Origin of the sequence: Salinicoccus sediminis (assembly GCF_000986795.1) — a bacterium.
GTDB classification, from domain to species: Bacteria; Bacillota; Bacilli; order Staphylococcales; family Salinicoccaceae; genus Salinicoccus; species Salinicoccus sediminis.
The window spans coordinates 321463-335185 of the sequence record NZ_LAYZ01000002.1; the positions used below are offsets into that span (position 1 = coordinate 321463).

The following is a 13723-nucleotide window of genomic DNA, read 5'->3' on the forward strand; positions in this document are numbered from 1 at the left end:
TAATTATGTTGACATAACTAAAGGCATACTGTAACCTTTTTGTATAAAATATACATATTCTTGAGAAAATGAAGGACGGGGATCTGATGAAGAAATGTTTGGCGCTGGCTGTATTCCTGGTTCTGACGATTGTTTTATCCGGATGCGGCAATGAAGAGCAGGCCGCCAGCCAGGAAACCGTAACGCTACAGCTGGGGCATGCGCTTTCTCCCGGCACCCCGGCTTCCGATAATATCGATGAACTTGCCCAGGTGATCGAAGAGAAGACAGAAGGCAGGGTCAAGTTCGAAATTTACGGCAACGGACAGCTGGGGTCCGAAACTGAAATGCTGGAACAGATGCAGATCGGCTCCATGCAGGCCGGAGCGATCATGGTGGGTTCCATGCAGTATCTCGACCTGAGGATGGCCATTGAAGACCTGCCCTACATGTGGAAGGATGTGAACCACGCAAGACAGGCGTATAAAGGGGAATTCGGAGACTATCTGGCAGACATAATGGCAGAGGAAGGCATGACCAGAATCGGCTATATGGAGTGGGGAAACCGTCATATCACTAATAATAAGGGGCCGATTGAAAAACCCGAAGACCTGGAAGGGATGAAGATCAGGGTGGCCGAAACGGCACTCAGGGTCGACGCCTTCGAACAGCTCGGGGCACTGCCGACTGTGATGGCTTTCAGTGAGGTGTACGGGGCACTGCAACAGGGCGCCCTTGATGCCCAGGAAAATCCGCTTGCAAATATAGTCGCTCCGAGACTCTATGAAGTCCAGGATTATCTATCCCTGACCGGCCATTTCTACAATACTGTAATGCTTGCGGTGGATACAGATGTATGGGAGCAGATTTCAGAAGCGGACAGGCAGCTCATCCTGGATGAAACAGAGAAAGCCTCGGATGAAGTGATTGAGGAAAATGATGCGGCTGAAGCGGAGTATCTGGCCGAACTCGAAGAGTACGGGGTACAGATCAACGATAATGTCGATACTGAAGCATTCAGGGAAGAGATGCTGCCCATTTATGAAGAATGGGAGAAGGAAGTATTCGGAGAGGAATTAATGGGAATCTATAATGATGCATCTGGTTGGGAAGAATGATCGTTCTTCCCTTCCTTTTAAAATAAGGAGAATCGTACATATGCAATTCACAAAAATACTTGTCAATATACTGACGTGGCTTTGTATCATCTCCATCACTCTGCTTACGGGGATTGTCCTGCTGCAGGTGATCTCAAGGGTATCGGACATCTTCGTGCCCGGTACAGAAGAGCTGGCCCGGCTGCTGATTGTATGGCTGACGTTTCTTGGCAGCAGTCTCGCAATACATGAAAAGATGCACCTTGCGGTCAATTATTTTGTAAGGAAAGTCGGGAAGGACAAAAGGAAATACGTCCATCTATTCGTCAATATACTGCTCTCCCTTTTTTACGCGGTTCTTACTGTGTACGGGTTCAGACTGGCGGCGGATTCCATGTCATCATCGTCGCCGGCACTGCAGCTGCCGATGGGCATTTTCTATCTCGCACTGCCTGTCAGTGGATTGTTCTCCCTTTATTTCATCCTGAGCGGTATGAAGAAATCTCCTACGGAAGATGAAGGAAGGGGAGCGGTATGATGATATTCGGGATACTGGTCGTATTTTTCGGACTGCTGTTTCTGGGGATGCCGATCGGCTATGTCATCGGCATCGTTGCCATAGCGATGCTGCTCATGGGCGGCGTACCGCTTGAGATACTGGTGCAGCGGATGTTCGCCGGCGTCAACAATTTCTCCTATCTGGCACTGCCGCTGTTCATACTTGCTGGAAACATCATGGGCAAAGGCGGACTGACCAGGCGACTGATGGCATTCTCCAGTGCCCTGGTCGGCAGGCTGGCCGGCGGTACGGCGATAACCACCGTCGTGACTACGGCATTATTCGGCGCGGTTTCAGGCTCGACAGTGGCGACAACATACGCTGTGGGCTCGGTGATGGTGCCGAGGCTGCAGGAGGAGAAATACAGCAATTCATTTATCGCCAGTATAATGGGGCCGGCCGGGGTGCTTGGACTGATCATCCCGCCGAGCATTACGATGGTCATACTGGGGATTACAGCAAACATTTCAATCGGCAGCCTGTTTATCGCCGGCGTCATTCCCGGAACACTGCTGACTGCAGCACTCTGCATCTACGTGGCATTCATGGCCAAAAGAGAAGGTTACGGGGAAATCAGAACAGAGAAGGTGACGGGGAGGGAAATATGGAGAACAGGGCGCGCGGCATTCTTCCCGCTCCTCACTCCGGTATTCATCATCGGCAGTATATTCAGCGGGCTTGCTACGGCAACAGAGGCCGCCGTCATTGCGGTGGCATATGGTCTGGTTCTGGCAATGCTCTACAGGGAGCTTGATTTCAGGAAATACAAGGACATCATGGTCACTTCGGCCGTGACATCAGCAACCATACTGATCATAATCTCCGCGGCAAATGCATTTACATACGTGTTGACGGTAAACCATATCCCGGCGATGATTACCGATTTCTTCCTCGGGTTTGCGAACTCGCCGCTCATGTTCCTGCTGATTGTATCATTGATACTGCTTATACTGGGCACACTCACCGAAGTAACGTCACTGATCATATTGCTCAGTCCGATATTCATGCCGATAGCCACAGAATTCGGCATCGACCCGATTCATTTCGGCATGGTGCTAATCATGAACTTTGCCCTGGCGAACATCACACCACCGGTCGGACTGTCCCTGATAGCAGGCTGCAGCATCACCGACAGGAAGATGGGGATAGAGGAAACACTGCCGTATGTGCTCCATGTCCTGGTCATCGTGGCAATCATGGTGCTGATCATCATATTCTTCCCGGCCATTTCCACATTCCTGCCAGGATTGTTCAAATAAGAGGTGTTCGAAATGATACTTAATATAGAAGAAACAGACAGATACTATGAGCTGCACGGCGGTGAAGGCGAGGTTACAATCAGCAGACTGCTTGATAAAGGGGTGGCCGAAGGGCTGGAACTTTTTGCGGTCGTCACCGTCCCAAAAGGTGCGAGCATCGGTTACCACACCCATCAGAGTGACTCGGAGGGATACTACATCCTGTCGGGGGACGCCGAATTCACCGATGCCGACGGCTCGGTGAAGACAGTCGGTGCCGGGGAGCTATGCCTGATAACGAAAGGGCAGTCGCACGGCATCAGGAACAGCGGAGATATGGAACTGAAATTTCTTGCCGTGGTGTTCTGAGATGATTTGTCTGCAAATAAAACAACTGTGTTATATTTAGAGTAAACGTCCCGGAGGTATTGATATGTCAGCTGTAAAAAAACTATATGATGCATATGCCAAAAATGAGCCTTTGAAGCGCGGAGTCATCGGGGTCACTGACCTGGAGGAAGCATACTCGGTCCAGGATGCGGTGCTGGACCTTAAAATAGAATCCGGAGAAGTACTGAGCGGCTATAAAATAAGTCTAACGAGCGAGGAAACACAAAAACTGTTCAAGAGTGACCAGCCACTCTACGGCGCAATGACCGACCGTACGATCCTGGATAGAGTGTCACTCGGAGATTTCAATATCCCGCTACTTGAGATGGAACTTGTATTCATCGTGGATGAAATCGTGTTTCCCGAAGATAATGTGGACGATATCATGAGGAAATGCAGGGTGGCGCCGGGGGCTGAAATTCCGGATGGTCGATACGAAGACTGGTTCCCGAACATCGACCTTTATGAAGTCGTTTCGGATGGGGCGGTGAACGGAGCCGTGATTTTCGGTGAACCCCGGAAGTTTGAGTATGATGACCTTGATGACATCAAAGGAACATTGTCGCATAACGGCGAAATCATCAAGGAAGGCCAGTCCACGGAAGTACTTGGACATCCTGCAAAAGCAGTGAAGTGGCTCGCCGAAGCACTGTCCGGGAGGAGCAGGACCCTGAACGCCGGCCTGTTCGTCTCTGCCGGAACTTTCAATATCCCGGTCGAACTTGAAGCGGGTAAATATACAGTAGAATATGAAAACATCGGCAAAGTGGAGTTTGAAGTGACGGAATAGGAATATATTATGCCCCATTTCATGGACAATGACAGTGGGGGCATAAAAATAACGCAGACAGTTGAACTGTCTGCGTTATTTTTGCTTTTACAGCCTGACGACCCAGCCGAATGGATCTTCTTTCCTGCCGTACTGGATGTCCGTCAGGTCATTGAACAGATCAAGCGACACTTCACCGACCTGGTTGTCGTTGACGATGTAATCGACGCCGTGGATGTTCAGCTTGCCGACAGGTGCGATGACTGCCGCTGTCCCTGCACCGAAGACTTCCGTGACTCTGCCGCCATGAATATCTTCCACAAGATCATCGATGTGGATCTTTTCCTCTTTTACTGTATAGCCTTTGTACTTGGCAAGTTCGATGATGGATTTCCGCGTGATGCCGGGCAGGATGGAACCGTTCAGCTGGGGTGTGACCAGTTCTCCGTCTCTCACGAAGAAGATGTTCATGCTGCCGACTTCCTCCACATATTTCTGTTCGACACCGTCCAGCCAGAGCACCTGCTCATAGCCGAGCTCATTTGCCTTCTTCTGTGCAAGCAGGCTGGCTGCATAGTTGCCACTCACTTTGGCGAAGCCTACGCCGCCGCGGACGGAGCGGACGAAATCGTCCTCCACATAGATGCTTGTCGGGTTGAGCTGTGTGGCACCGTAATAGCCGCCGACCGGGGAAAGGATGATGTTGAACTGATACGTTTCCGATGGCCTTACACCGAGGAACGGCTCATCGGCGAAAACGAACGGCCGGATATATAGGGACTGTCCTTCGCCATCCGGCACCCAGTCACGCTCCAATTTGAGCAGTTCGTACAGCGCATTCAGCGCGTTCTCTTCATTGATTTCCGGCATGGACAGCCGGGACAGTGACTCGTTCATCCGCTTGAAGTTCTGATCGGGGCGGAATAAAAGGATGTCATCCCCCTGCTTGTAGGCTTTCAGACCTTCGAATACGGACTGGCCGTAATGGATGGCCTGGGCGCTCGGTGACAGCTGCAGGTTCTGGTAGGGGACGATGGACGCACCGGACCATCCGTATTCAGGTGTATATCTGTTTGTGAACATGTAATCTGTGAAGACGGTCCCGAACTGTACCGTGGAAACATCCGGTTTATGCTTCAGTTCATTGGCTCTTTCGATTTGCAGTGTTTGTGACATGACGATTCCTCCTCGATTATTATCCTAATTGGGTGTTTTCTTTCAAGCTCCTTGATTTTTGTCGGAGTACGGCCCTTATATAGAGCACGGTTGTCACAGCGACAGGAATCATTCCAAGAGCGAGAGATATTTCATAGTTCATATTCAATGTCTCAGGTGCGTAGAAGAAGTAGGCTCCGACTGCACCGGTCATGAAGATTGCAGGCAGTCCCGAGATGAAATGGAACTTCCCTTCCTTGATGAGATAGGCCGTTGCGACCCAGAGCATTGTGGCAGCAACCATCTGGTTGGAGAATCCGAGATACCTCCACAGGAACATGTAATCTATGGTTGCGAGCAGGAATGCAGGGACGCCGACGCAGATTGTCATGATGAAGAGCTTGGGTCTTGCTCCCACTTTAACATAATCGCCGACGGCTTCGGTCAGAATCATCCTTGATGAACGGAGGGCAGTGTCCCCGGTAGTGATCGGCAGGATGACGGCGCCTAAAAATGCGAGCAGTGCACCGACAGAGCCGAGATAACCGATGGAAATGCTGTCCACGACGCCTGCCGGCCCGCCGTTTGCGAGTGCTGTGGCAAGGCCGCCGGTACCGCCGAAGAATGTCATGCCGGCAGTGGCCCAGATCAGGGCGAGGACGCCTTCTGCGATCATCGCACCGAAGAAGACCTTCCTGCCTTCGGATTCTTTCCTGACCGTCCTTGCGATGATCGGACTCTGTGTTGAATGGAACCCGGAAATGGCGCCGCATGAAATGGTGATCATGAGCAGCGGCCAGACCGGCAGTTCCTCAGGGTGTGCGCTTGTCAGTGTCAGGTTCGGTATTTTGGTCCCCGAGAACATCAGTCCTGCAAGTACAGCGGCGGCCATGATGATCAGGATGGCGCCGAAGACAGGATAGATCCTGCCGATGATCTTATTGATCGGCAGTATTGCAGCGATCACGAAATAGCTGAAGATGATGACGAGTGCGGCTGCAAATGGAATCGCCCCGCCTGTTTTAAGAGCGATAAGTTCAGCTGGTCCGGCAGTGAATGCCGCAGCGACCAGGATCATGAGTACCAAAGAAACCACGTAGACGAAGACTTTGACACTCTTTCCAAGATATTTTTCCACGAGGGCGGGGAATTGCGCACCGTTGTTGCGGATGCTCAGCATCCCCGAGAAATAATCGTGCACCGCCCCGGCAAAGATGCAGCCAAAAACAATCCAGATGAGTGCGACAGGTCCATATAATGCACCCGCCACCGCACCAAAGACCGGGCCGAGCCCTGCGATGTTAAGCAGCTGGATCAGCCAGCCCTTTACTGGATGCATTGGAATGTAATCAACACCATCTCCGCTTTTATAAGCCGGTGTTTCGTTGTTGTCATCGATGACAAAAATCTTCTCAATAATCTTTCCGTATACCATATAGCCTGCAATGAGCAGTATGATTGCGAAAATAAGTGTTAACATCCGAATGCCTCCTTTAATTAAAAATTGTTTATATCTTAACAATTTTAAGCACAGAAATCAATGTATTTTCAGATAATTTTGATTTCGTTTGTGTTACAAAATATGAACAATGTTTCAGATGGGTGTAAAATTTTTATTGTGACGGAGGAAAAATCATGTTCGGCATGATTAGAAACCCGTGATTTATGCTATCATGGAGACGAGAATAACGATATCGGATGTGATGGTAGTGGCACTGGCGAGGAAAAAAATATATGAAGAGATTGCGGATATCATACTGTCTGAAATCAAATCCGGAAAGCTGAAACCCGGAGACAAGCTGCCCGCGATTACGAAAATGGCGGAATCGTATCAGGTGTCGCAGGCATCCATACGGGAGGCGCTGAACAGTCTGAAAGTACTGGATGTCATCCATGTGAAGCACGGTCAGGGTTCTTTCATCAATGAGCAGATGCCCCTCGGCTTTGAGCAGAATTTCGAAATCATTACAAAAGCGGATATCGCCAATCTTCTGGATCTGAGGAAGATCATAGAAGTGGGCTGCGTGAGGGCAGCGTGTGAAAAAGCTGAAGCGCATCACCATGAAAGAATGGCAGAGGCGCTCGGCAAGATGTGGACTGCAGTGGAAAACAATGAGCTCGGTGAACAGGCCGACTACGATTTCCATATGGCGATCGCCGTCTCAACCGGAAACCCGCTGCTCGCCAACCTGCTCGAAGATGTGTCCGAGACGATGATCCGCACCATGAAGGAGACCAGACGGATATGGCTGTATGAGACGGAGAAATCCATCCAGAAGATCTATGATGAACACAAGCTCATTTTCGAAGCGATAAAAAATGAAGACGCGGAAGCGGCGGCAAAGAGCATGTACGACCATCTAAAGGGTGTGGAGGATGTACTGCTGACCAATTACTGAGGACTCCCTGAGAGGGGTCCTTTTTAATTTGCCAAAAATATTTGACATTTGGAAAGCGATTACATAAAATGGCTACATAACATTGAGTCATCAGATGACTATATGACTCGTATAATTTCTTTTCACACAAGGGGGCAGCATTTTGCTTATATTTTTAAGTCTTCTACCGATTCTTGCCATCTTTTTCTTTCTGGTCATACTCAGATGGTCGGCTAAAAGGGGGATGTTCTACAGTTTCATCATTACCATACTCATTGCGTTCTTCGGCTGGCAGATGGGGGCTGTTGAAATTACAGCCGCTTCCTTCAAAGGAGTGCTGACGGCACTCGAGGTGGGCGTCATCGTCTTCGGGGCGGTCCTGCTGCTCAATGTACTCAAGGAAAGCGGTGCGGTCGATACGATCCGTGCATCCTTCACCAGCATCTCCCCCGACAGGCGCGTGCAGGCAATCATCGTTGCATGGCTGTTCGGGACATTTCTGGAGGGTGCCGCCGGGTGGGGTGCGCCGGCAACGGTGATCGGACCGCTGCTTATCGCTCTCGGTTTCCCGGCACTCGCCGCGGTCATGATTGCATTGATGCTGCAATCGACACCGGTATCATACGGCGCCGTCGGCACACCGATACTGGTCGGAGTGAATACCAGCCTTGAAAATCAGCCAGTGGTGAACTCTTTCCTGGATTCCGAAGGGTTGAACATATCCGAGCTCGTATTTAGCATCGGCGGACAGGTATCCATTTTCCATGCCATGATCGGTTTATTCATACCGTTGTTCATGTCTGCGATGCTGACAAAATTCTTCGGAAGAAACCGCAGTTTCTCAGAAGGGCTCAAGGTCTGGCCGTTTGCGCTATTCGCCGGTCTTTCGTTCGTCATCCCATATTCACTGACCGCAAACTTCCTGGGACCTGAATTCCCTTCGCTCATCGGCGGTTTGGTGGGGCTTGTCATCGTCATACCACTGGCCAGGAAAGGGTTTCTCATGCCGAAGGAGACGTTCGATTTTGAACCCCGCTCCAGCTGGGACAGTTCATGGGTCAGCGAAATGTCGGGTGAGGCCCGGGCGCCGAAGGAGATATCGATGTTCAAGGCGTGGCTGCCGTACGTATTGGTTGCGGTCCTTCTGGTAATCACCCGTATCGAACTGCTGGGGCTGAATGCACTGATGTCTTCATGGACGATTACATTTGATGATATCCTTGGTACAGGCATAGAACACAGCCTGACCCCGCTCATGATTCCAGGGTTCGTATTCATAGTTGTGGCAGTGACTACAGGATGGATACACAAACTTGAGATGAAAGGGATGGGGGACGCATTCAGGGTGTCCTGGAAGACCATACTCTCTGCGATGGCAGCCCTGATCGTCTCCGTACCGCTCGTACAGGTGTTCATTAATTCTGGGATAAACGGTGCCGGCTATGATTCGATGCCGATTGTCCTGGCAAATGGTGCGGCAATATTGTTCGGGGACAGCTGGCCGCTGATCTCACCGACAATCGGGGCCATGGGGGCCTTCGCTGCAGGCAGCAACACGGTGAGCAACATGATGTTCGGACTGTTCCAGTTCGGTGTCGCCGAACAGATTAATATGAGTCCGCTTGTGATCGTGTCGCTCCAGGCAGTCGGTGGTGCAGCCGGCAACATGATCTGTGTGCATAACGTCGTCGCTGCGAGTGCGGCGGTCGGCATGGTCGGTAAAGAGGGTACGATCATTACAAAACTGCTCATACCGACTGCATTCTATCTTGTGTTTGCCGGTGCCATCGGCTTTGCGTGGGTGAACGGTTTAGGTTTCAATATCGGTTTCATCCTTGTCGTCCTCATACTGGCATTGATCCTGATCATGATCATCCGTTCATACAGACATAAGGAAGCAAATGCCGAAGGGTGACGGGCAGGCTTGAAATCATATAAAGAAAGACTGAATACAAATTTGGAAAGGCGGCCGTAAAATGGTCAACAAAAAATCAAAAGATGTGATTCTGATAGGTGCGGGTGTTTTAAGTACTACATTTGGTTCCCTGCTGAAAAATATAGAGCCGGGTTGGAATATCAAGCTTTTTGAAAGGATGGATAAGCCTGCGATAGAAAGCTCGAATGAAAAGAATAATGCTGGAACTGGGCATGCTGCACTGTGTGAGCTGAACTATACAGTTGAGCAGCAGGACGGCTCCATTGATATTGAAAAGGCGAAGGAAATAAATGAGCAGTTCGAGGAATCCAGGCAATTCTGGTCCTATCTCGTTAAAAACGGGGAGATAGAAAATCCGGGGGAATTCATCCGGCCATTGCCGCATATGAGCTTCGTCCAGGGCGCGGATAATGTGGATTTTCTGAAAAGGCGCTATGAAGCGATGCATCCGCTTGATATGTTCGAGGGAATGGAATATTCCGAGGATCCTGATGTGCTAGCGGAATGGATGCCGCTCATGATGGAGGGGCGTCCCCCAGGCATCCCGGTCGCAGCGAGCAGGATAGATTATGGTACGGATGTCAATTTTGGAGAACTCACACGGAAACTGGCAAAGAACATCAGCGAGCATGATAAGGCAGAAGTCCATTACAAGCACGAGGTTCTTGACTTCAAACAGCTGGAAGACAGCAGGTGGGAAGTCAAGGTACTCAACATCAGGGAAGGGAAGATTGAATACCATACCGCAGATTATATATTCATCGGGGCAGGCGGCAACGCGATTCCACTGCTGCAGAAGACCGGAATACCGGAGAGCAGGCAGCTTGGCGGGTTCCCGATCAGCGGTGCGTTCCTAGTATGCAACAACCCGGAAGTGGTAAGTATGCACGGTGCCAAAGTGTACGGGAAAGAGCCACCGAACACGCCTCCGATGACTGTGCCTCATCTGGACAGGCGATATATTCAGGGCGAGGAGAGCCTTCTGTTCGGGCCATTTGCGGCCATTGGTCCCAAGTTCCTGAAAAACGGATCCAACCTGGACCTCTTCAAGTCTATTAACCCGAGCAACGTATTGACCATGCTTTCGGCCGGTGTCAAGAATATGCCCCTGGTCAAATATTCCATCCAGCAGGTCATGATGAGGAAAGAGGACCGGATGGAAGAGTTGCGCAAGTTCGTCCCCGATGCCAAAGATGAGGATTGGGATCTCCTTGTCGCCGGCAAACGCGTGCAGGTGATCAAAGATACAAAAGAGTATGGCAAAGGGTTCATACAATTCGGGACAGAAGCCGTCAATTCAGAAGACCGCACTGTCATGGCGCTGCTCGGAGAATCACCGGGAGCCTCCACCTCCGTCTCCGTCGCCCTCGAGGTGCTGGAAAACAACTTCCCGCAGTATATGGAGGAATGGTCCCCGAAGATAAAAGAAATGATCCCTTCATTCGGCGAATCTTTGATAGAAGACAGCGAGCTGATGAAGAAGATAAGGAAAGAAACTTCCCGGGAGCTTGGGCTGGAGTAGAGACCCTGGGTGATAAGAGAGACACTGATGCTTAAACAGGGCACTCAGTGTCTTTTTTATACAGTGTTTAATTTGCTGGGATGTGACAGAAATACTTGTTTCCGAAACAATACTAGGCGCATAATGGTTATAATGATAAAATATTCAGGAAATTGGAAGGGGGCGGAACGATGTCCGAAGGCAGAACACGTCATCAGATCAGCAGATGGCTCATCCTTCTGTCTGCCACGGTCCTTTTCCTGGCAGTCCTCTTTTTATTGCCTGAGGGCATCGGATGGCCGGCGCGGAGCACGATTGCGATCATGGTGTATGCGCTGGTGCTGTGGGCGTTTGCACCGATTCCGATCGGCCTGACTGCTGTGTTCGTCCTGGTGCTCCTTCTGCTGCTGAAACCTGTTGATATCGAAACCATTTTCAGCGGCTTTGCCTCCCCGGCGATTTTCCTGATCATCGGCGGCATGATGATGGCAATAGGTGTGAATCACACGCTGCTAATCAGGCGGATGACGTATTCCCTGCTTGCTGTGATGGGGAAATCGGCAAAGGGCTTCTTATCATACTGATGCAGGTCCAGGCGTTCTTCATCCCGGCCACCGCTGTCCGTGCTACTCTGATAATGCCCATTGTGTCGAATATAATAGAAGAAACCGGTGCAGGCAAAAATTCGAATTTCAGCAGACTGCTGTATATCGGTTCCGCCTTCGGCGGCAATATAAGCGGGGTGGCGGTACTGACTGCTGCCATCGGGAACATACTTGCCGTCGAAATACTCAGGCTGTATGCGGATGTGTCGATTTCATATCTGCAGTGGTTCATCTATACAGCGCCGATGTGGATACTGCTGGTGGTGGTCATCATGTATATCGTCTGGAAGTGCTATCCGCCGGAGGTGGAATCATTCGAGAACCTCCATAAGGAAATGAAGCGTAAAAACAGGGAACTCGGGAAGTTCACCATGGATGAGAAAAAGTGTCTGGCGATACTGGTTTTCACCATCATCCTGTGGCTGACTGAATCACTCCATGGCTATCATCCAACGTTTGCGGCACTCTGTGCGGTTGTCCTGATGGCCATGCCGGGCACGGGCTTCATAGAGTGGAGGAGGCTTCTGGATGTTAATTTCGGTATGATCCTACTGCTCGGGGCGACGCTGTCCCTCGGCTACTCACTGATCGAATCCGGCGCAATCGACCTGCTCGAGACGCTGTTGTCGCCAGAGGGATTCATAGAGGTGTTCAGCAACCCGTGGCTTGCGATACCGATCGTGATCATTCTGTCCCAGGTCTATCACCTCGGCGTAACGAATGTCTCGACGGCGGTCATAACGATACTGCCTGTCCTCATCAGCGTTTCGGAACAGGCCGGTCTGGATCCTGCCGTCATGTCCGTGGCTTCGGCGGTCTCGCTGCTCCTCGGGTTCCTGCTTGTCGTGGAGACAATGCCGAACGTTGTCGCCCACAGCACCGGCCGGGTGACGCAGAAGGATTTCCTGTGGCCGGGCATATGGGCGACGCTTGCAAGTATCGTAATCATGACGCTGGTTGCGTATACTTACTGGAGATGGATCGGCTTCTGGCCGTAGAAAATATGAAAATTTTGGAGGATGCATATGAAGAACATAAAGCTTGCTGTAATACCCGGGGACGGAATCGGGAAGGAAGTGGTGCCCGCTTCCCTGAAGGTGCTGGATACGATCGCTGATATACACGGCGGAATGAAGTTTGAATATGAGCAGTTTGAGTATGGATGTGACTACTACCTGAAGCACGGCAGCATGATGGCTCCTGACGGCATGGAGCGGCTCGGTCAGTCGGACAGTGTATTCCTTGGAGCGGTGGGCGATGCATCGAAAGTGCCGGACCATATTTCCCTCTGGGGACTGCTCCTCAAGATCAGGAGGGAGTTCGAGCTTGAAATCAATGTGCGCCCTGCGAAGGTTTTCAGCGGCATCCGCTCACCGCTTGTCAACCCGAAGGATTTTGATATTATGGTCGTCCGTGAAAACAGCGAAGGGGAGTACAGTTCGGTCGGCGGCCGGATGTACCAGGGGGATGATGAGATTGCCATACAGAACAACGTGTTCTCGAAACGCGCGACGAAGCAGGCGATGGAACATGCCTTCAGGCTGGCCGGAGTGAGGCGGGGGCATGTGACCAGTGCAACGAAATCCAACGGCATATTCCATTCGATGCCATTCTGGGACGAAGTGTTCAAGGAGACGGCAGCGGGATTTGAAGGGATAGAGACGGCTTCAAGGCATATCGATGCCCTTGCAGCGTCCTTCGTCACCCATCCCGAACGTTATGATGTAGTGGTCGCAAGCAACCTGTTCGGAGATATCCTGACGGATGTCGGGGCGGCAATCATGGGGAGCATCGGCATCGCGCCTTCGGCGAACCTCAACCTGAACGGCAGGCATCCGTCGATGTTCGAACCGGTCCACGGCTCGGCGCCGGACATCGTCGGGCGCGGCATCGCCAACCCGATCGGCCAGATTTGGACGGCGAAGATGCTGCTCGATCACCACGGGGAGGAAGAGATGGGCAGACTGTTGCTTGAAACGATGGAAAGTGTGACGGCGGACGGTTTCCTCACACCGGACGTCGGAGGGACCAACACCATGGACGAAGTGACGGAACAGATAATAGGAAGATTGAAGAGATGATCCAAAAAAGGTGCGGCCAGTTCGAAACTGGCCCG

11 protein-coding genes and 1 pseudogene are annotated in these 13723 nt (G+C 51.2%); 10 read left to right on the forward strand and 2 right to left on the reverse strand.

Translation table 11 applies throughout. The annotated features are described in order from the left end of the window. Positions 1 to 86: 86 nt before the first annotated feature. The 5 genes from WN59_RS05345 to WN59_RS05365 all read left to right on the forward strand — a co-directional run bounded on the left by WN59_RS05345 (position 87) and on the right by WN59_RS05365 (position 4053). Positions 87 to 1097 (forward strand): DctP family TRAP transporter solute-binding subunit, encoded by a 1011-nt coding sequence (locus WN59_RS05345; RefSeq protein WP_046514356.1) that lies wholly within the window; start codon positions 87 to 89, stop codon positions 1095 to 1097. A 40-nt stretch (positions 1098 to 1137) separates the two neighbouring features. Next, positions 1138 to 1614 (forward strand): TRAP transporter small permease, encoded by a 477-nt coding sequence (locus WN59_RS05350; protein ID WP_046513779.1) that lies wholly within the window; start codon positions 1138 to 1140, stop codon positions 1612 to 1614. Further along, complete coding sequence (locus WN59_RS05355) at positions 1614 to 2894, forward strand: TRAP transporter large permease (protein ID WP_046514361.1); 1281 nt, start codon at positions 1614 to 1616, stop codon at positions 2892 to 2894. Before WN59_RS05350 ends, WN59_RS05355 begins: the two co-directional genes overlap by 1 nt. Before the next feature lie 12 nt (positions 2895 to 2906). After that, entirely contained in the window at positions 2907 to 3242 is a 336-nt protein-coding gene (locus WN59_RS05360; protein ID WP_046513782.1) for a cupin domain-containing protein, read from the forward strand. A gap of 64 nt (positions 3243 to 3306) precedes the next feature. Continuing rightward, a complete protein-coding gene (locus WN59_RS05365; protein ID WP_046513785.1) occupies positions 3307 to 4053 on the forward strand; it encodes a 2-keto-4-pentenoate hydratase in 747 nt (248 codons plus the stop codon). 87 nt (positions 4054 to 4140) lie between these two features. On the opposite strand, the gene WN59_RS05370 is transcribed toward WN59_RS05365, so the two are convergent. Beyond that, on the reverse strand, positions 4141 to 5208 hold the full coding sequence (locus WN59_RS05370) for a branched-chain amino acid aminotransferase (RefSeq protein ID WP_046513788.1): 1068 nt from the start codon (positions 5206 to 5208) through the stop codon (positions 4141 to 4143). 19 nt (positions 5209 to 5227) lie between these two features. Next, a complete protein-coding gene (locus WN59_RS05375) occupies positions 5228 to 6667 on the reverse strand; it encodes a carbon starvation CstA family protein (protein WP_046513790.1) in 1440 nt (479 codons plus the stop codon). A gap of 193 nt (positions 6668 to 6860) precedes the next feature. On the opposite strand from WN59_RS05375, the gene WN59_RS05380 reads away from it, so the two are divergent. The 5 genes and pseudogenes from WN59_RS05380 to WN59_RS05400 all read left to right on the forward strand — a co-directional run bounded on the left by WN59_RS05380 (position 6861) and on the right by WN59_RS05400 (position 13688). Beyond that, entirely contained in the window at positions 6861 to 7586 is a 726-nt protein-coding gene (locus WN59_RS05380; RefSeq protein ID WP_231577124.1) for a FadR/GntR family transcriptional regulator, read from the forward strand. Between the two features lie 142 nt (positions 7587 to 7728). Further along, on the forward strand, positions 7729 to 9480 hold the full coding sequence (locus tag WN59_RS05385; RefSeq protein ID WP_046513793.1) for an L-lactate permease: 1752 nt from the start codon (positions 7729 to 7731) through the stop codon (positions 9478 to 9480). Between the two features lie 61 nt (positions 9481 to 9541). Next, positions 9542 to 11023 (forward strand): malate dehydrogenase (quinone), encoded by a 1482-nt coding sequence (gene mqo / locus WN59_RS05390; protein ID WP_046513795.1) that lies wholly within the window; start codon positions 9542 to 9544, stop codon positions 11021 to 11023. A 266-nt stretch (positions 11024 to 11289) separates the two neighbouring features. After that, a pseudogene (locus WN59_RS05395) lies at positions 11290 to 12605 on the forward strand (SLC13 family permease); the annotation flags it as partial. Positions 12606 to 12632: 27 nt separating this feature from the next. Next, positions 12633 to 13688, forward strand: a complete 1056-nt coding sequence (locus WN59_RS05400) for a tartrate dehydrogenase (protein ID WP_046513798.1) — start codon at positions 12633 to 12635, stop codon at positions 13686 to 13688. Positions 13689 to 13723: the final 35 nt, after the last annotated feature.

Bases quoted from the DNA above. Each gene is read 5' to 3' on its own strand.
- WN59_RS05400 (WP_046513798.1), top strand. From the start codon at position 12,633: ATGAAGAACATAAAGCTTGCTGTAATACCCGGGGACGGAATCGGGAAG.
- mqo (WP_046513795.1), top strand. From the start codon at position 9,542: ATGGTCAACAAAAAATCAAAAGATGTGATTCTGATAGGTGCGGGTGTT.
- WN59_RS05360 (WP_046513782.1), top strand. From the start codon at position 2,907: ATGATACTTAATATAGAAGAAACAGACAGATACTATGAGCTGCACGGC.
- WN59_RS05355 (WP_046514361.1), top strand. From the start codon at position 1,614: ATGATATTCGGGATACTGGTCGTATTTTTCGGACTGCTGTTTCTGGGG.
- WN59_RS05370 (WP_046513788.1), bottom strand. From the start codon at position 5,208: ATGTCACAAACACTGCAAATCGAAAGAGCCAATGAACTGAAGCATAAA.
- WN59_RS05375 (WP_046513790.1), bottom strand. From the start codon at position 6,667: ATGTTAACACTTATTTTCGCAATCATACTGCTCATTGCAGGCTATATG.
- WN59_RS05365 (WP_046513785.1), top strand. From the start codon at position 3,307: ATGTCAGCTGTAAAAAAACTATATGATGCATATGCCAAAAATGAGCCT.
- WN59_RS05380 (WP_231577124.1), top strand. From the start codon at position 6,861: ATGGAGACGAGAATAACGATATCGGATGTGATGGTAGTGGCACTGGCG.
- WN59_RS05345 (WP_046514356.1), top strand. From the start codon at position 87: ATGAAGAAATGTTTGGCGCTGGCTGTATTCCTGGTTCTGACGATTGTT.
- WN59_RS05350 (WP_046513779.1), top strand. From the start codon at position 1,138: ATGCAATTCACAAAAATACTTGTCAATATACTGACGTGGCTTTGTATC.